Here is a 19,479-nt window from a genome sequence, read left to right on the forward strand (position 1 = left end):
TAGTAATTAAGCTTATTTTGAGGAGGAAAAGATGTTTAAGTCAGGATTTGTTACAATAGTTGGAAGACCAAATGTAGGAAAGTCAACTTTATTAAATTACATAATGGGAGAAAAGTTATCAATAGTTTCAAATAAACCACAAACTACAAGAAATAATATTCAAACAATATTAACCGGTGAGGATTATCAATTAGTTTTTGTTGATACTCCTGGTATACATAAACCTAAGCATAAGTTAGGTGAGTATATGGTGAATTCAGCAAAAGAGTCTACAAATGATGTTGATTTAGTATTATTCTTAACAAACCCAGATGAAGAAATAGGAAAAGGTGATAAATTTATATTAGAAACTTTAAAAGGAAAAAAATGTCCTGTATTTCTAGTATTAAATAAAATTGATGAAAGCACCCAAGAGAGAGTTGCAAAAAGTTTAGAGATGTATTCAAAAGAATTTGAGTTTGCAGAGATAATACCTATAGCTGCAATTAAAGGAAAGAATGTTGACAGATTAGTAGAGCTTATGAAAAAGGCAATGCCAGAAGGACCTAAATATTATCCAGATGATATGATAACAGATGTTCAAGAAAAATTTGTTGTATCTGAAATTATTAGAGAAAAAGCTTTAAGAACTTTAAGAGATGAAGTGCCCCATGGTATAGCTGTAGATATAATCCAAATGAAACAAAATGAAAGAGGAACATATCATATAGAAGTAGACTTAATATGCGAAAAGGATTCGCATAAAGGAATAATAATAGGGAAGAATGGGCAGACACTTAAAAGAATAGGAGAAACTTCTAGATATGAATTAGAAAAATTCTTAAGAGCTAAGGTTAATGTGAAAATATGGGTTAAGGTAAGAAAAGAATGGAGAGATAATCAACTTTTATTAAAGGAATTAGGTTATAAGAAAAATAAGTAGGAGATGATTAATCTGTCAATTTTAGAAACTAAAGCTGTTATTATAAAAACACAAGATTTTAAAGAAAATGACAAATTAGTTTGGTTTTATACTGAAAAACTTGGTAAAATTACAGCTATAGTTAGAGGTGCAAAAAAAAGCAAGAGTAAGTTTTTAGCATTGACACTCCCATTATGTTATGGAGAATATATGGTGTATAAAGGCAAAAATCTATATACTCTTCAAGAAGGAAAGATAATTAATTCGTTTCAAGGGCTCTTAGATAATCTTCATAAACTTACATTTTCATCATATTTATGTGAACTCATAGATATTGCTTGTTCTGATAATGAAATTAATGTTGAACTTTTCAGAAATTTAGTAACAACATTATACTTATTAAATACAGATGCATTAGATTATGAATTATTAATAAGAGCTTTTGAGCTGAAATTATTAAAATCTACAGGATATAATTTGACGTTAGATAGGTGCAGTATTTGTAGAAAAAAAATATCTTCATCAAATTATATAAGCTTATCTTACTATGGAGGCGTATGTGACCAGTGCCCTAGAGAACATGGGTTATTTATATCGAAAGGTACATATAATGCGTTGAGATTCTTGATGAACATGAATGTAGATAAATTATATAGGTTAAATTTAAATAATGATATAAAGGCAGAAATAGAAAAGGTAACTACATTTTTAATCTGCAATAATTATGCAAGAAAACCAAAAAGTTTAGATATGTTAAATTTTATTAAGGAGTGATTATTTATGGAAAAAATAACATTAGAAAAAGTTGATATGGTCCGTGAAAGAACAGGTGTAAGTTATGAAAAAGCAAAACAAGCTTTAGAAGCAAGCGAAGGAGATGTATTAGAGGCTTTAATATATATTGAAAAGACGCAAGATATATCAAATAACAACGATGCTTTTGAAACTGAGGCTGAAAGTAAAACTGCAATTTCTATCGAAGAACTAAAGGAGTGCATTAAGCAAATAATAGAAAAAGGAAACGTTACAAGAATAAAAATTAAAAGAGATGATGCTGAATTAATTGATATTCCTGTTAATGCAGGGATTGCAGCAGGTGTTATCGCAATTGTAATTCCACCGATACTTGCAGCAGGTATTATTGCAGCAATAGCAACTAAAATCACAATAGAAGTTACAAAGGAAGATGGATCTGTAGAAGTTATAAATACACAAGTATCTAAAGTTGCAAATGATGTTAAAAATAAGGCCAATGACTTTGCGGATATTGTTAAATCTAAAGTTAATGAAATGAAAAATGATATTAAAGATAATAAAAATGATTCAAGGCAAAAAGAATATACAGGTTCTGATACAGTATATACTTATACTGTGAACTTTGAAGAGGATAAAGGAAAAGTTGAAGAGAAGGTTGAAGAAAAGGAAGAACCAAAGAATTAAAAGATATGTAGAGAAATATAGAGTAAAATAGACATAAAACAGATATAAAATTATTATACAAGAAATATTTAGAAAATTTGTTTGATTTTTCTGAAAATTAAGTCTAGTCAAACAATAATTACATGATATAATAAAAGAGTAGTAACAAACTAAATATTTCTTGTTTTGTAGAAAGAGGGATAAGATTGAAATTATCACCTAGGCAAGAAGGAATAATATGTTTAGTAAAAGAAAATCAACCAATAACAAGTGAAGCAATTGCAGAAAAACTAGGAGTAACTAGAGCTGCTCTTAGAGCAGATTTGGCGGTACTTACAATGATTGGCAGCTTAGATGCTAGGCCTAAGGTTGGATATGTATATAATGGTAAATCATCTAATGGATTGGTTTATCAAAATATAAGTAAAATTAAAGTTGCTGAAATAATGTCTAAACCTGTGACAGTAAGTGAAGATACAATGGTATATGATGCAATCGTATACTTGTTTTTAAACGATGTAGGGACATTATTTATAGAAAACAATGGAGTAATTACAGGAGCAGTTTCTAGAAAAGATTTTCTTAAAATATCAATAGGGGGAACAGATATACATAAGGTTCCAGTTGGCGTAATCATGACTAGAATGCCAAATATAATTTGTGCAAATAAAGATGATAATGCATATGATTTAGCTAAGAAAATAATAGAACATGAAATTGATAGTATTCCAGTTGTTGAAACAGTAAAAAGGACCGATGGAAGAGATCAAATGAAAATAATAGGTAAGGTTTCTAAAACCAATATAACTAAATTATTTGTTAAACTTGGAGAAATTGAAAATTAATTATTAGGGTAACTACGATACCTTAGGAGGGAATCGATAGTAATATATTGAGAAAATTATAAGAAAAGAGGGAGTATTGAGATGACAAATAAGTATGTATATCTTTTTAGTGAAGGAAATGCTTCAATGAAAAATTTACTTGGGGGGAAAGGTGCTAATTTAGCTGAAATGACTAATATAGGAATTCCAGTACCAGATGGTTTTATTGTTACAACCGAATCTTGTAACAAATATTATGAAGATGGTAGAAAGATTTCTGATGAAATAATAGGTCAAATTTATGAGTGTTTAGCAAAACTTGAACAATCTACAGGTAAAAAATTTGGAGACAATTCAAACCCTTTATTAGTTTCAGTAAGATCTGGTGCTAGAGTTTCAATGCCAGGTATGATGGATACTATTTTAAATTTAGGATTAAATGATGTAGCTGTAGAAGCTATGGCAGAGTTAACTAAAAATCCTAGATTTGCATATGATTCGTATAGAAGATTTATTCAAATGTTTTCTGATGTTGTTATGAATATAGAAAAGAGATTATTTGAAAATAAAATCGATGAACTTAAGGAAAAGAAAGGTGTTGAATTTGATACAGATTTAACTGCTGAAGATTTAAAAGAATTAGTTGGTGAATTTAAAGAATTATATAAAAAAGAAAAAGGTGAAGAGTTTCCAAGCGATCCAAAAGTGCAATTGATTGAATCTATAACAGCTGTATTTAGATCATGGGATAATCCTAGAGCAATAGTTTATAGAAGATTAAATGATATTCCAGGAGAATGGGGTACAGCAGTAAATATACAAGAAATGGTATTTGGTAATAAAGGAGAAACTTCTGGAACAGGAGTTGTATTCTCTAGAAATCCAGCAAACGGAGAAAAAGAAATCTATGGGGAATACTTAATGAATGCACAAGGTGAAGATGTTGTTGCAGGTATTAGAACACCACTTCCAATATTAAAGTTAAAAGAACAAGATCCTAAGATTTATAAAGAATTTGAAGATATAGTTGAAAAACTAGAATCTCATTATAAAGATATGCAAGATATGGAAATAACAATAGAAGAAGGAAAGTTATACTTCTTACAAACTAGAAATGGTAAGAGAACAGCTCAAGCTGCTTTAAAAATTGCTGTTGATTTAGTTGAAGAAGGAATGCTTACTAAGGAGCAAGCTATTTTGAAGGTTGAACCTAAGCAATTAGATACATTATTACATCCAGCATTTTATACTGAGGATTTGAAAAAAGCTGAACCAATTGGTAAAGGATTGCCAGCATCTCCAGGAGCTGCTTGCGGTAAAATTGCATTTACGGCAGATGAAGCTAAAGATAGAGCAGCACTTGGTGAAGATGTAGTTCTTGTAAGACTTGAAACTTCTCCAGAAGATATAGAAGGTATGATAGCTGCAAGAGGAATTCTTACAGTAAGAGGAGGAATGACTTCTCATGCTGCAGTTGTTGCAAGAGGAATGGGAACTTGCTGTGTAGCAGGATGCGGAACTATTAAAGTTGATGAAAAAAAGAGAACTGTAGAAGTTAATGGAAAAGTATATACAGATGAAGATTATATTTCAATTGACGGTACTTCAGGTAATGTATATGGAGAAAAAATAAAGACTGTTGCTCCAGAAATTTCAGGACATTTTGCAACATTTATGAGTTGGGCAGATGAAATAAGACAATTAAAAGTTAGAGCAAATGCGGATAGTCCAAAAGATGCAAAGCAAGCAGTTGAATTTGGAGCTCAAGGTGTAGGTCTTTGTAGAACAGAGCATATGTTCTTTGCTGAAGATAGAATTATGGCTGTAAGACAAATGATTACTTCTAAAGATTTAGAACAAAGAAAAGTTGCATTAGATAAAATATTGCCAATGCAAAAATCGGACTTTATAGGTATTTATGAAGCATTAGAAGGAAAGCCAGTTACTATAAGATTATTGGATCCACCTTTACATGAATTCTTACCATCAGCAGATGAAGATATTAGAGAATTAGCAAAGGAAATGGGAATAACTTTTGATGAATTAAAAGCTACAGTTCAAGAGCTGCATGAATTTAATCCAATGATGGGTCATAGAGGATGTCGTCTTGCAGTATCTTATCCAGAAATTGCTGAAATGCAAGCGAGGGCAATTATAGAAGCCGCTATAGAAGTTAAAAAGAATAATAACTATGATGTTATTCCAGAAATAATGATTCCACTAGTTGGAGAAATTAAGGAATTAAAATATGTAAAAGAAGTTATTGTGAACACAGTAAAAGAAGTTATGGATGAAAAAGGTGTAACTTTAAATTATAAAGTTGGTACTATGATAGAAATTCCAAGAGCTGCTTTAACAGCTGATGACATAGCTAAAGAAGCAGAATTCTTCTCTTTTGGTACAAATGATTTAACTCAAATGACATTTGGATTCTCGAGAGATGATGCAGCTAAATTCTTATCTGCTTACTATGAAAAGAAGATTTATGAACAAGATCCATTTGGTAAATTAGATCAAACTGGAGTTGGTGCATTAATCAAAATAGCTGTAGAAAAAGGAAAAGCTACAAGACCAGATATCCATCTTGGAATTTGCGGAGAACATGGTGGTGATGCATCGTCAATTGAATTCTGCCATAATATAGGTCTTGACTATGTATCGTGTTCACCATTTAGAGTGCCGCTTGCAAGACTTGCAGCAGCACAAGCACAAGTAAAGCAACCAAGGACTAATTAAATAAATAAAATTGAGAGTATAATTTTAACCTAAAGGTTTAATAGGGAGTATGCTACAAAAAGAATAGGGTATTGTAACTTGATTTCATTGTTGAATTTAAGTACAATACCTTATTTTATTAGTAGAAGTACTGTTTTAAGATAAAAAGGAGGATTTTGATGGTATTGGTTCATCTAAGTAAATCAAGTAGACTAATTTAAAAGATGATTTCTGTATTTAACAGGAGTAATCTTTTTTTATTCCATTGTCCTCTAAAGTTATTATAATAATCTATTTCTTTAACTAGATACTCAAATGTTTCGCTTCATCCTTTAAATATCCAAACAATGATTCATTCGGGGCGTTGTCCTAACTTATTTTTTTCACTTTATTTTGAAAAATTGGACTAGTATAATGTACTACTTAATCTGAATGAATAAATGAATCTTTTCTAAGAGTATTTTTGTTAGCTTGTATTAGTTTATCTATTGTATCAAGATTTTTTACATTTTCACCTGAGATAAGAAAAATGATTTATACAACTAATAATCTTGAAGGCTTTAATAAACGAATGCGAAAATACACCAAAGCAAGAACTGTATTTCGAATTGACGAATCTTTGAGTTAGTGCTTATATTTAGCGACTATGGAAATTATAAAAAATGAACTCAATGGGGCAAGGCTTTAGCTGAATTATCAATAATATTTGAAAAACAATTAAATGATGAATTAGCTTAATAGCTTGTACTTTATACTAAAAATTATGTATAATATTCGATTTTTTACTAATACTATAAGTGGATATACAAGATATTTTTAGAATTTTCTAAAAGTAAAAAGATATTAATGCAAAGTAGATTTGATTCATACAAGTCTAGCTAAATCCCATAGTTTTATAGTTTAAATTTTTAATTAGCCTATTACAACACAGTTTCCACCATTATTTTTAGCTTGATAAAGCGCCATATCTGCTCGTTTAAACCAAGATTTAAAAGATTCTGAATCTGATCTTTCAGCTATGCCTAAACTGAGAGTTACTTGTCCTAAATCTTTATTTAAAGTTGTTTCAATTGAACAGCGTAGTTTTTCAGCCAATATACTTACTTTATCTAAATCTGTTTGTAATACTAATATAACGAATTCATCGCCACCCCATCGAGTAAATATATCATATTTACTCATTAATTTAATGCATGTATTTGCTACTTTCTTAAGTATTCTATCTCCTTCATAATGTCCATAAATATCGTTAATATTTTTAAATCTATCTAAATCGAAAATAATTAAGGTAAGTGGAATATTGCTAAAATCGATTTTTTCTATCTTTTTTACCATATTTTCCTCGAAAAAATATCGATTATATAAACCAGTTAACTTATCTTTAATGGCAATATTCCTTAGTTTATTGTTTTTTTTAATTAATTTTTGCATTAATATAGAAAGTCTTTTTTCTGATTTTCTCATATTTTCAATTACTTCATTTTTTTCATTAATCTCATTTTTTAGATTTAATTCAATTTTTTTTCTTTCAGTTATATCTCTTGATACTCCTAGAATATCGACATAATTTGTATTTTCATTTAATATAAATTTTGTAGATGTTTCTATTGTTTTTATTGTTCCATCCTTGCAGTATTGTTGAAGTTCATTGATATCCCATATTACTTTCTGACTTCTATCCCCATTTAAAAATCTAAATAACCTTTTTGGAATAGTTTTTGATATTTTTTCTAGTGATTGTGGTGTTAATGAATTTTCAAGTTTTTCTTTCATTGTTTCTTCAACTGTTAATCCTGTTAAATTAATTATAGATGGGCTAATATATTTAAAGCACTTCTTTGCTAAATCGTATAGCCAAATACATTCAACTGCATTTTCTAGAAGTAATTTATGCATTTCAATATATTCTAAGTTATTTTCTTTAAAACTAGTTGTATTTCTTATTTGTTTATTTGGAAATTTCATTTTTATAACCTGCCTTAACCTATAATACATTTATTTAGTTAAATAAAGTAATAACATATGCTTTACTTATTAATATTATTGTTTTATATATAATAACAACTAATTTGCTTTGTATGGCAACCCAAATGTAAACTTAGTTCCTTTATCTTTTTCAGAAATAAACCTAATGTAACCTTTTAGGTAATCTTCGCCTATAAGCTTCATACTATATGTACCTAATCCTCGACCTTTTCCTTTTGTTGAAAATGAACGTTTAAATATTTGAAGTTGAATTTCTCTCGGAATGTATTCCTTATTATTCACATATATCTCCACAAAATTTTCTTTTTTCTCTACTCCAATATTTATAGATTCATTTTCTGAAGCTTCTAAAGCATTTTTAATCATATTGTTTATTACTCTAAGTACTAGTATTTTATCACTTTTAATTATAAAGTCATTTGTGCATTCAAGTTTTATTTCATAATCTATATGAGTATTGTTATATTTAATTAGCTTTAAAATTAGTTCTGTTAATGAAAATTTTGATAAATTTAATTTAAGTTCTCCCTTCTCAGCTTCTATTAGATCCACTTGAGTTTTAATTTCATCAATCATTATATTAGTTGTTTCGCTGACACAGTTAATTAATTCACGTGTTTCTTCTATTTCTGATGATTCTTTCATACAATCAACTAATCCTCTTATAGAACCGGAAGTATTTAATATATCGTGAAAAAATATCTTTTCAATTGCTTCTCTTCTTTTTTCATTACTTATATCTTTTATAACTAAAATTGTATAATCTTTATTTATGATTTCTGCTGGTGCAGCATGAATTAAAAGTTCAACACTAATCACTCCATTTTTGCTTTCCATAGTCATTAAGCATTCTCTTCTTACAGCTGTTTTTTTTGTCTGTGATTCAAGTATTGCTTTAACAGCGCCACAAACACTACAACATTCTGTAGTTCCGCATCCACTAATTTTTTCGTTAGCATGAATACATTTTAGAATTTCACCTTGACGAAACCCAATTAATTCTTCATCAGATTTTATTCCCAATAAATGAATGAAATAATTATTTGAATATATAATCTGGCGTTCATAATTTAATATAAGTACACTGTATGGTATCATATCAAAAAGATTAGTAACCATATTATTTTTAATTATTTGCTCTGTTTGAATTAAAATAACATCATCAGCCATTCTTTCAGCAGATGCAAATTCTGTATCTGAATTAAATTCCGTTATGTTATCAGGTATTATTTCTCTAATATTGTTATTTTTAAGTTTTATTTTTTCTTCTATGTCTAAGATACATTTTTTAAATCTATTTATGGTAAATGGTTTTTGTATATATGCTATAACATCATTATTCATGCATTCAATTGCATTTTTTACAGTTCCATATGCTGTAACAATAACTATTGGTATATTTATTGAATTCCACTTAATCCATTTTAGGGTTTCCATCCCACTCATTGTGGGCATTTTCATATCAAGGATTATAAAATCAAAAATCTTAGTTTTTAACAATTCTACTCCATTTTTTCCATTGTTAGCTGTTACAACGTCATATCCTTCACTTTCAAGACATTTAGCCATAAATACCCTGTTTGATTTGGTATCGTCAATAACTAAAACACTTTTCATTTCAAAATCCCCCCATCTGCCTCTGAACATTAAATTACTAAAGTCTTTAAAAAATATCTATTTTCATAGATATTTTTTAGTATTAAAGATATTTAAGCATAAGTGTTTATCTATATCATTATAAACTATACTAATTATATAATTTATCTGAAATATTTATAAATACTATATAACAAATTATCTTATGCTTTAGAAGCATTTAATTTTGGTTTATATTTGATTTTCTCATTAATACTTAATATTACTCTGTATATATCATGTTTTACATTATTATACTATACGTTGGTGATATTTAGTAAAAAATAATGTTGTATATATTAATTTTTAATGCTATTATTATTTTCATGAAAAATAACAAAATTATAAATTGATATTTTCGCTGAAAGGAGATGATTATGTATAATTATATAAATAACAAAATATATTATTTTTTAATTTTTATGGGGGGAAAATAATTGAAAAATAAAAATTTAATTAGAAGAATAGGAACTTTTTTAGTTGTATTTTTGTTCGTTTTACAGATGTGGCCATCATTGTTATTAAACAACAAGGCGTTTGCAGATGAACTAAATGATTTTCCATTTATTATAGACATATCTCAAAATGGTGAAGATGGAAATTCATATGATTTAAGTCAAAAGAGATTTAATAAAGATGATGAACTTAAAATTAATTTTAAATTTAAGATTCCAAATGGAGAGAAAATTAATAGTGGAGAAAAGTACAAGATTAAAATTCCAGAGGAGTTTAATGTAAAAGGAATAAATATCACATCTATAAAGACGAAGGACAAATCTTCAAATCTAAATGGAGAAGTAACTACAGGTCCAGCAGCTAATAAAGATTCTGATAATGTGATTTCAGGTTTTGATGTTAGTAGTGATGCATCTGCTGATAAAACTTCAGAAGATAATCAAATCCAAATAACCATAACTAAAAGTGATAATCTAAATGAATTAATAGTTGAATTTGAAAATACAAAAGAAATAGATTCAGAAGTAACTGGAGAGTTTTATGTTGATGCAGAGCTTAATTCAGAAAAAATAGGCGATGCAGCATCTAAAACTATAGCTTTTGCTGAAAATAATAAAACTATAGAGACCTTTGATGTTAACTTTGCAGATGAAAAAGAAATTAATTTTCCTTTTATTACAGGAGTTTATTTAAGTGCTGACAGATTTGAAGGAAATATAGACATTGGGGAAGATGACTTTAAAGATAATTATGGTTCTTATTTAGAAGACTTAAAAAAGAAGGAAATAGAAAAAGATTCACAAATGTTTATTGGATATACCTTCAAAATTCCTCAGGGACAGAAGGTAGAAGCAGGTCAGACATTTATTGTTGATCTTCCAAAGGAATTTAAAACACAAAGTGACATGTCTCAACATATTATAGCAACAGATGGAAGCACAATAGGAACTGTTCACTTTACTACAGATAATAAAGTAACAATTACATTTTCTGGTCAGGTAAATACAGATGATTCTGATATAGAAGGAAACTTTTGGTTTGGAAGGGCTTTAAATAAGGCTGAAATAGGAAATGAAAATCCAGTTAATATAACCTTTAAGACTCCTTATTTTGAGGATAAAACCTTCAATCTTAACTTTAAGCAGGAACCTTTTAAAGAAGAAGAACCTAAAATTAATAAGACTGGAGAGTATTCTCCTAATGATCAGACAATTAATTGGAAAATAGAAGCTACAGCAGGAAATTTAGATAGGGAGAATTTCACTATTGTAGATGGACTAGATGTTACAAAGCATACCTATATAAGTGGATCTTTAAAGGTTGATGGAGCTTCTGTAGATGATTCAAATTTTGTAGACAATAACTTAAATTACAATTTTGGAGTAGTTTCAAGAGGTGAAAAGAAGGTAATTGAATTTAAAACAAAACCTAGTGATGATATATTAAATAGTCAAGGTTCAAGTAATTATATAAATAATAAAGCAAACTTGAAAATTGATGATAAATCCGATGTTACATCTCAAAAAACTGTTGAAGTAAAGAATGACTATTTATACAAATCAGGTTCCTATAATTCAAGTACTAAAAGCATAGATTGGACTATAGAAACTAATAAAAGTAAAATTGACTTTGAAAATCCAATTGTTAAAGATGAACTTCCAGAAGGATTAAGTTTAAAGAAAGATAGTGTAACTTTAGACGGTGCAAGTAAAACCACAGCAGATTATTCTTATGATGAAGTCACAAGAACCTTCACTTATAATTTACCTTCTGATAGCTTACAGCACACAATTAAATTTTCAACACCTATAGACAATTCAATAATACAAGATACATTTTCTAAGACTTATACATTCAATAATGTAGCACAGTTAGATGTAAATAATGGACAACATTTTAATTTTAATGCATCAGGTGTAGGTGTAGGTGTTACTGGAGATATGTTAACTAAAAATGCAATAAATTATGATCCAGTAACTAAAGAAGTAACTTGGCATATTAATGTAAATGGAATAGGCATAAATATTAATAATGCTAAAGTGAAGGAATTTATAGACAGTAACCAAGAGTATGTAGATGGCTCTTTATTTGTAAGTAATAATTCTAGTGCAACAATTGCTGAAGTAGCATCAGAAAATATTACTCAATATCATAAAGAATATGAAATTAGTTTAGGAGATATAAATAGTAGCCAAACTATTACTTTAAAAACTAAGGTGACAAATAATAATATTATCTACAATAATGGACGTAGTTCTGTTAATAACTTTTGTAAATTAGTTGGAGATAATATAAAATCTTATGATGCATCAGCAAATCAAGGTTTTGATACTACATTAATTACTAAAGATGGTTCATATAATTATAACACTCGTGAAATTACATGGACTATTAATGTAAATTCAGCTAAGATGCCAATAGATGCTGTTAAAGTAATAGATAATGTAAAACCAGGACAAGAATATGTAGATGATTCATTTAAGATAGAACGTACTGCTGGAACTTCGGATGCAGAACTTACTTCAAATGGATTTTCGTATGATCAAACATCTTCTAGTGATAAAGGGCAAGGTGGAGTTCTTACTTATGATTTTGGTGGAACAATAAGTGATAGTTATAAAATAACTTTTAAAACTAAAGTAGCATCAGATTCAGAATTTGATCAAAATAAAGATAAAGTTGTTGCAAATGAAGCTTTCGTAAAAACAACTAGTACAAGTAATGAAATTAAGGTATCAAAAGATGTAACTATTAAAAATTATTTAATTAGTAAAGATTATGATTATACTTGGGGAAATGATTTTATAACTTGGAAAATAAGTGTTAATAAAAACAATGTACTTTTAGATAAAATAAAGGTTACAGACACATTGCCAGATGGTCTGCAAATTGACATGGATTCCGTAAAGTTATATGAAGTTCAATTTGATTCTGATGGAAATGAACAGTCAAGAACACAAGTTAGTGCTGGTTATACTGCAAATTATGATTTTGACAGTAGGGATTTTGTATTAGAATATCCTAATCCAACTAATAAATCATATTTAATTACCTTTGATACTTCAGTTAAAACATCTGGAACATCTTTTTCAAATAGTGTAAAGCTTGAATCTGATAATAGTGGGGCTGCTAATAGTTCAACTAAAGCAACTAGTCAGGTTTACTATCAAGAAGATGTTAGTGGTGGAGGTGCATCTTTAACTTCTGGAAGTATTGTAATAACAAAGGTTGATAAAAATGATAATAAACCATTAAGTGGGGCTCAATTTGAACTTCTAAAAGATGAAAAAGTTATGCAAGTTTCAGAACCTACAGGTAATGATGGTAAGGCTAAATTTAAGAAAATAGCATTTGGAAAAGAATATATAGTAAAAGAAATAAAATCACCTTATGGATACAAATTAAGTGATGAGGAATATAAATTTACTATTACTAAATCAAATGTAGTATCTGAAAATGCAAAACAATATACTTTTGCAGATGAAAGGTATATAAAAAATATTGAATTCCAAAAGAATGGTGAAGATAATAAACCATTAAAAGGTGCTGAATTTAAATTATATGCTACATTAGATACAAGTTTTTCAAATCCATTAAAAACTGCAGTAAGTAATGAAAATGGATTAGTAAGATTCGAAGTAGTAGAACTTGGAGACTACAAAATAAAAGAAACAACAGCGCCAGAAGGTTATTTATTATCTAACCAAGTAATAGATGTAACTGTAGATGGAACAGGAGAATCAGGAGATACGATAAAAACAAATCCAGATATAATTAAAGATGATTTAATAAAAAAATCTATTCAATTATATAAAAAATCTAAGTTAAATCAGCCATTAAGTGGAGCCGCTTTTAGTTTGTATAAAGAAAGTGATACAGAGTTTAAAAATCCAATACAGACCCAAATTAGTGATATACAAGGTCTTGTTAATTTTGCAGATGTTCCTTATGGGAACTATGCAATAAAAGAAACAGTTGCACCAATAGGATATGTTGTTAGCAATACTAAAATAACAGCTACTGTTGATGATACAGGTAATGTTTCTGATATTGTAAAAGCTAATCCTTATGAAATTGAAAATGAAGTAGCTCCAGTAGCACCAACATTAGTAGAAAAAGACATAAAACTGATTAAAAAATCAGCAGATGATAAATTCCTAAAAGGAGCAGAATTTAGTTTATACAAAGCTGAGGATACAGACTTTGCAAATCCATTAAAAACTGTAGCAAGTAATGAAAATGGATTAGTAAGATTTGAAAAAGTACAACCAGGAAACTATGTAATAAAAGAGACAAAAGCACCAGAAGGATATGAACTATCAGATAAAACATTAAGCATCCCAAAGGGTTATTTTGTAGAAAATGAAATAACTATAATAGATGTTGGAGTCGTTATAGATGAAAAAACAACACCAAAGCCACCAACCTCTACTGGAATAGTTAAGGATGAAAATGGAAAAACAATTAATGAATTAAAACCTACTATTACTGTAGAAGAAGATGGAAGTAAAACAGTAACTGTAAAGGGAAAAGATTCTATAGTTTTTGTTGATAAGAATGGAAATAAAAATCCAGTACCTGATACATCAAAAATAGGATTTTCTTCTGATAAAGTAAAGATAGATGAAAATGGAAACATTATAATTAAAGATTTAAAAGATGGGGATAATGAAAAATCAAAAATATATTTTGATCTTGGAAATGGAGAAAAGGTTGTTATTGGAACTGTTGAAGTAAATGTTTCTAAAGATGGAAATGTGAATTTAGTTATTGAATTAATTGACCCATATGGTAAAATTACAGATTCGTCTACAGAAGATCCTGTTGAAGGAGCTAAAGTAACTGTATATTATGCGGATACAGAAAGAAACAAGAATTTAGGTAAAAAACCAAACACAATTGTAGAGCTTCCAATTATACCAGGTTTTGAACCTAACGATAACAAAAATCCTCAAAATAGTAATAAAGATGGAGATTATGCAATGATGGTATATCCTTACACTGATTACTATATAGTAGTAACTAAAGATGGATATAAAAAGTATACAAGTCCTACAATTTCCGTAGAAGAAGAAATTATAAAGCATGATATTCAAATGGATAAAATAAAAAAATCATCATCTTCTGGACATACAAGTAGTAGTAAAGATAATACAAAGAATAGTGATAGTAGTAATGCTATAGATAATAACAATACTAATGATGGAACTAAAAATGATGTAGATAATCAAAATACAAATGTTCAAACTAAAGGTGATGTAGATAATACAAATAGTTCTAATGAATTTGGTAATAATTTTGGAGTATTAAATGAAGCTTCTAATATAACTGAAGATAATAATATAAATAGTTCTTTAGAACCCCAAGAAACTCTAGCTAAAGATTCTAATTTAAATAATAAGAAGCAAGCTGAAAAATTACCACAAGCAGGAAGCTTTATAGATTTCTCTGTTTTGATAGTTTTAGGTTTAGTATTTATGGTATTCGGGGTTATTTTAAGATTCAAAAAGAAGTTTATTTAAAAGCAAATTGATAGTAATATAAGTATATATTACTAAAATTGGAGCAAATACACTAAAACAATTATTAGTGTATTGCTCTTTTTAAATATAAAATTATATTAGTGTTATTGGGAGGAGAAATAAGGTATGGAAATTTCATCTAAAACTTATCCATCTAATCTTCAAAATTATCTTATAGATATAGGATCAGAAATAATATTAATTGATACAGGAGTTCCCAAAGAAACTCCAGATACACTACCTAAAAAGGAACAAAAAATTTATCTTTCATCAGCAGAAGCTGACGCCATAAAGTTAAGTAGAGATAATATAGTACGAGTAGAATTTAATAGTGGTAAATATCATAATTTTGAACTTAGTGAAAAAATTATAGATGGAGTATACTTAATTTGAGCACCAGGACATACTGCTGGAAATAGTATTATAATTGTAGAAAAAGATAATCTATTCTATATGATACATGGAGATGGTACTTATACATATGCTGCACTTATAGAAAATAAATTATCTGTTGTATTTGAAGATAAAGAAGCTGCTAAATCGTCTCTTGAAAAGGTTAGAGAGTTTATTAGAAACAATCCAACAGTATATGTTTCCGCTCATACTCCAGAAGGAATTATAAATCTTGAGGAAGAGAGAATTATGAAGTTATAGAAATCATAATTAACAATTATTAATTTAAGTTTATTAATTTTAATAATCCTTTAAATATTCTATAGGAGAATAAACATGATAAAAAAAAACTTGGATAAAATATTTATATTCTTTGGATGTATTATTATAATGTCAGCTATTACAATAAAATTAACTACAGTTTATAAACAAAAAAAGCTAATAGATGATTATAATAATTATATATTGAATATGCAAAAAGAAGATTCAGAATTCAATAAAAGTGAAGGAACTAATAATGTTTATCAAAATGAAGCTGTTAAAGATGAACCTAAAGATAGTAAATTAGAAAATACAATTGGAGTACTTAGTATACCTAAAATTGATTTAAAAGTTGCAATTGGTCAAGGTGTTGATAATGAAATTTTAAAATATTCAGTAGGACACTTTCAAGAAACTGCACTTCCAGGTGAAAAAGGAAATTTTTGTTTAATAGGTCATAGAAGCTATAATTATGGGCAGTTTTTTAATAGACTAGATCAAATAAGTAGTGGAGACGAAATAATAGTTAATGCTAATAATAAAGAATATAAATACAAGGTTACTAATATTAAAGTTGTAGAGCCAGAAGAAGTATCAGTATTAAATCAAACAGATGATTCAGAAATAACTTTAATAACATGCACACCAATAAGAATAGCAACTCATAGATTAATAGTTAAAGGAGCATTAGAATAACCACTAAACAACATTGAAATATTAAATTAATTTAGACATATTAATTAATATTAATGCTAATAATATATATAATTATATCAATATAGGGTTCCTCATTTAGAATCAAACTTATAATAAGTATTTGCTACCATCTGCGAGCGAACATATTTTATCTTTATATAAATTCAATTCATTTAGTATTAAATTTATATCATAAGTAAGCTCATATTTAGATCTACGCGCAGATGGTTTATATAATTTATCATAGAGTCCTCCCACTTAGCATCCACAGATGGTTTCATCACCTATAGTCAAATAAATTATGTCAATTCTAAGCTATGACTTTATTGCAAATATTGAAAATGCATGTTCACTTGATGTGATGTTTCCCAATCAGATATTAAACACCACTAATATACTTGTGCAGTATTGTAAGTATGAAGATTACTTTTGCCAAACTGCCCTGATAAAGATCTTAAATTGCCGTCAAGGGACAAGTAACAAGAATCGGATTGATTATTGTGATGCTTGATTAACATCCAAACATGATAATTTCCTCAACAATTAATATTACTTCTATAATACATTGCAGGTGCATCTTCTGGATTTTTCTACAAAATTTCTGGTTTATCAACATGTTTAGCAAATCTTGTTCTGACATTGGTTTCTGATTGTAGGTGACTCTAAGAAGTATTATTTCCATCTCTGCTTGAAGTCATATAAGCGTTTTCTGAATTTTCCAATGAATATTCAGCTTCAATTGCAACGAATCTATTATTTTCATCAAATATGCCTGAACCAAACTAACTTATAATATTCTTTTTATCATTACTTTTTTAAAGGTTTAAATATATTTTGTGCCTAATTTAACTTAAGAATAATTTAAGCATTTTTTAAAAATTTGATCTATATCATTATAGAAATCTAATGTATATATGTTCTAAAAAATTTTGTTCATTAAGATTTAATTTCTATATTAGAGTGATTGGATAAGACAACCAACTAAATTATGAACTTTCTTAATTAGAACTTATATATATTAAAATTTAATTAATCATATGTGTAGTATAAAAACATAGTTTTAGATAAGAATAGTTTTTTTAGGTGTAGCTAGTAAATGTATACAGTTAGCAAATTATTCAATATTATTACTTTTTGTCAAATGGTGAAAATTGACTAGGAAGAGCCTAAAGAGTTATAATGATATATAGAAAGAATATATGAGTAGAGACTTATTAAACCAATTATATCAAGAATTTTAAGATATATTTTTAAAAGCAAGTAATAATTTCTAATATGTTTTTTATGTCATGGTATATATGAGCAGGAGGATTTATGGAAGAGAAAAAAAAGTTCATTGAAATATATGGTGATTTTAAAATGAGAAAATTAACAGAAGATGATTTAGAACAATTTAATGGACTTTTACGTTATGCTTTTCAAATAACAATGGAAGACCTTCTACATACTGGTTGGACAGAAGAACAAATTATGCATGCCAAAATGCCTATTCTTAAAAATGCTTATGTACTGGGATGGTTTTACAAAGGCAAACTAGCTTCAATGATTGTATTATACTCTATGAAAGTAAATATTCATGATAACATTTGTAATATGGGTGGAATCACTGGAGTTGCTACCTATCCAGAGTATACAGGAAAAGGCTTAATCAATTCATTAATCAAGCATGTCATTATGCATATGCACGAAGAAGGACAATCTATTTCTTTTTTATATCCTTACTCAATTCCTCTTTATAGAAAACATGGATGGGAAATAATTTCTGATAAGATTACTTTTACAATAAAAGATTCTCAGCTTCCTAAAATGAGGAATGTGGCAGGAATGATGGAACGTGTAAGCTTGGATTGTGAAGATCTTTTAAATGTTCATGATTATTTTTCTATGCAACGCCATGGATCAATGATTCGTGATGAACTGGCTTGGGATGAATATTGGCGTTGGGAGAGTGAGGATATTACTGCTGCTATTTATTATAATAAAAATCATAAGCCTCTTGGATATCTAATCTACAATATTAGGAATGATATATTTTATATTAAAGAAATGATTTATTTAAATAGTGAGGCTCGTTATGGAATTTGGAATTATATAAGTGCGCATTATTCTATGGTAAATGTAGTAAAAGGCAATAATTACTCTGGAGAGCCGATGGCTTTTTTATTTGAGGATAGTGAAATAATTGAGAACATTGAGCCATACTTTATGGCAAGAATTATAAATGTACAAGAATTTATTTTAAAGTATTCTTTTTTGGTAAAATCACAAAAATTAAATCTTAATTTTAAAATAAATGATTCTATAGCTGAATGGAACGATGGAGTTTTCAACGTTTACTGGAATGATGATGAAACTTTTTGTGAAAAAACTGATGAAACTCATGCTGCTAATTTAGTGGAAATGGATATTCAGACGTTAACTACTATGCTTATGGGATACAAGCGCCCAACATTTTTATATGAATGTGGAAGAATACAAACAGAATATTATATGTTGCGAATTCTAGAACAACTAATTCCAGTAGAAAAACCTTACTTTTCAGATTATTTTTAATTTAACAGAAGGGCTATATATGAAAAAATGATTTGTGAATAATATTGATTGATTGTAAAAAAAATGGGTGCTAAGAGAAATGCTTCGTAAACGGAAAAAGCAGATCGTTATTTTTTAT

12 protein-coding genes and 2 pseudogenes are annotated in these 19,479 nt (G+C 28.1%); 11 read left to right on the forward strand and 3 right to left on the reverse strand.

Features of this window, described 5'->3' with window-relative positions; all coding sequences use genetic code 11:
- The first annotated feature begins 31 nt into the window (after positions 1-31).
- The 5 genes from era to ppdK all read left to right on the forward strand — a co-directional run bounded on the left by era (position 32) and on the right by ppdK (position 5,880).
- A complete protein-coding gene (gene era, locus CLPUN_RS17600) occupies positions 32-922 on the forward strand; it encodes a GTPase Era (protein WP_077848548.1) in 891 nt (296 codons plus the stop codon).
- A 3-nt stretch (positions 923-925) separates the two neighbouring features.
- Positions 926-1,675: a DNA repair protein RecO gene (gene recO, locus CLPUN_RS17605; protein WP_077848549.1), complete on the forward strand. Its 750-nt coding sequence runs from the start codon at positions 926-928 to the stop codon at positions 1,673-1,675.
- Between the two features lie 6 nt (positions 1,676-1,681).
- Entirely contained in the window at positions 1,682-2,341 is a 660-nt protein-coding gene (locus tag CLPUN_RS17610) for a DUF4342 domain-containing protein (protein ID WP_077848550.1), read from the forward strand.
- 185 nt (positions 2,342-2,526) lie between these two features.
- On the forward strand, positions 2,527-3,165 hold the full coding sequence (gene ccpN, locus CLPUN_RS17615; protein WP_077848551.1) for a transcriptional regulator CcpN: 639 nt from the start codon (positions 2,527-2,529) through the stop codon (positions 3,163-3,165).
- 81 nt (positions 3,166-3,246) lie between these two features.
- Positions 3,247-5,880, forward strand: coding sequence for a pyruvate, phosphate dikinase (gene ppdK / locus CLPUN_RS17620; RefSeq protein ID WP_077848552.1), 2,634 nt, complete (start codon positions 3,247-3,249; stop codon positions 5,878-5,880).
- A gap of 191 nt (positions 5,881-6,071) precedes the next feature.
- On the opposite strand, the pseudogene CLPUN_RS17625 reads toward ppdK, so the two are convergent.
- Positions 6,072-6,354 (reverse strand): annotated as a pseudogene (locus tag CLPUN_RS17625) (IS3 family transposase); the annotation flags it as partial.
- Here CLPUN_RS17625 and CLPUN_RS29675 point away from each other — a divergent pair.
- Positions 6,344-6,597: pseudogene (locus CLPUN_RS29675) on the forward strand (transposase); the annotation flags it as partial. The pseudogenes CLPUN_RS17625 and CLPUN_RS29675 overlap by 11 nt on opposite strands.
- A gap of 174 nt (positions 6,598-6,771) precedes the next feature.
- On the opposite strand, the gene CLPUN_RS17630 reads toward CLPUN_RS29675, so the two are convergent.
- Positions 6,772-7,824 (reverse strand): sensor domain-containing diguanylate cyclase, encoded by a 1,053-nt coding sequence (locus tag CLPUN_RS17630; RefSeq protein WP_158078794.1) that lies wholly within the window; start codon positions 7,822-7,824, stop codon positions 6,772-6,774.
- Positions 7,825-7,923: 99 nt separating this feature from the next.
- The gene (locus CLPUN_RS17635) at positions 7,924-9,462 is read right to left on the reverse strand and encodes a response regulator (RefSeq protein WP_077848554.1); all 1,539 of its coding nucleotides are present in this window, start codon (positions 9,460-9,462) and stop codon (positions 7,924-7,926) included.
- A gap of 455 nt (positions 9,463-9,917) precedes the next feature.
- Between CLPUN_RS17635 and CLPUN_RS17640 the strand changes: the two genes are divergently transcribed.
- The 5 genes from CLPUN_RS17640 to CLPUN_RS17655 all read left to right on the forward strand — a co-directional run bounded on the left by CLPUN_RS17640 (position 9,918) and on the right by CLPUN_RS17655 (position 19,361).
- Complete coding sequence (locus CLPUN_RS17640; protein WP_077848555.1) at positions 9,918-15,458, forward strand: SpaA isopeptide-forming pilin-related protein; 5,541 nt, start codon at positions 9,918-9,920, stop codon at positions 15,456-15,458.
- Between the two features lie 126 nt (positions 15,459-15,584).
- Positions 15,585-15,851 carry a hypothetical protein gene (locus tag CLPUN_RS27200; protein ID WP_143329079.1) on the forward strand — a complete coding sequence of 89 codons (267 nt, stop codon included), beginning with the start codon at positions 15,585-15,587 and terminating at the stop codon, positions 15,849-15,851.
- A 60-nt stretch (positions 15,852-15,911) separates the two neighbouring features.
- A complete protein-coding gene (locus CLPUN_RS27205) occupies positions 15,912-16,112 on the forward strand; it encodes a hypothetical protein (RefSeq protein WP_143329080.1) in 201 nt (66 codons plus the stop codon).
- A 75-nt stretch (positions 16,113-16,187) separates the two neighbouring features.
- Positions 16,188-16,808 carry a class D sortase gene (locus CLPUN_RS17650; RefSeq protein WP_077848556.1) on the forward strand — a complete coding sequence of 207 codons (621 nt, stop codon included), beginning with the start codon at positions 16,188-16,190 and terminating at the stop codon, positions 16,806-16,808.
- A 1,314-nt stretch (positions 16,809-18,122) separates the two neighbouring features.
- Positions 18,123-19,361 (forward strand): GNAT family N-acetyltransferase, encoded by a 1,239-nt coding sequence (locus CLPUN_RS17655; protein WP_077848557.1) that lies wholly within the window; start codon positions 18,123-18,125, stop codon positions 19,359-19,361.
- Positions 19,362-19,479: the final 118 nt, after the last annotated feature.

Source organism: Clostridium puniceum (genome assembly GCF_002006345.1).
Classification (GTDB): domain Bacteria; phylum Bacillota; class Clostridia; order Clostridiales; family Clostridiaceae; genus Clostridium; species Clostridium puniceum.

Excerpts from the sequence above, each read along its gene's own strand:
- CLPUN_RS27200 (WP_143329079.1), top strand. The coding sequence starts at position 15,585 with ATGGAAATTTCATCTAAAACTTATCCATCTAATCTTCAAAATTATCTT.
- CLPUN_RS27205 (WP_143329080.1), top strand. The coding sequence starts at position 15,912 with ATGATACATGGAGATGGTACTTATACATATGCTGCACTTATAGAAAAT.
- recO (WP_077848549.1), top strand. The coding sequence starts at position 926 with ATGATTAATCTGTCAATTTTAGAAACTAAAGCTGTTATTATAAAAACA.
- CLPUN_RS17630 (WP_158078794.1), bottom strand. The coding sequence starts at position 7,824 with ATGAAATTTCCAAATAAACAAATAAGAAATACAACTAGTTTTAAAGAA.
- CLPUN_RS17610 (WP_077848550.1), top strand. The coding sequence starts at position 1,682 with ATGGAAAAAATAACATTAGAAAAAGTTGATATGGTCCGTGAAAGAACA.
- era (WP_077848548.1), top strand. The coding sequence starts at position 32 with ATGTTTAAGTCAGGATTTGTTACAATAGTTGGAAGACCAAATGTAGGA.
- CLPUN_RS17655 (WP_077848557.1), top strand. The coding sequence starts at position 18,123 with ATGGAAGAGAAAAAAAAGTTCATTGAAATATATGGTGATTTTAAAATG.
- CLPUN_RS17635 (WP_077848554.1), bottom strand. The coding sequence starts at position 9,462 with ATGAAAAGTGTTTTAGTTATTGACGATACCAAATCAAACAGGGTATTT.
- CLPUN_RS17650 (WP_077848556.1), top strand. The coding sequence starts at position 16,188 with ATGATAAAAAAAAACTTGGATAAAATATTTATATTCTTTGGATGTATT.
- ppdK (WP_077848552.1), top strand. The coding sequence starts at position 3,247 with ATGACAAATAAGTATGTATATCTTTTTAGTGAAGGAAATGCTTCAATG.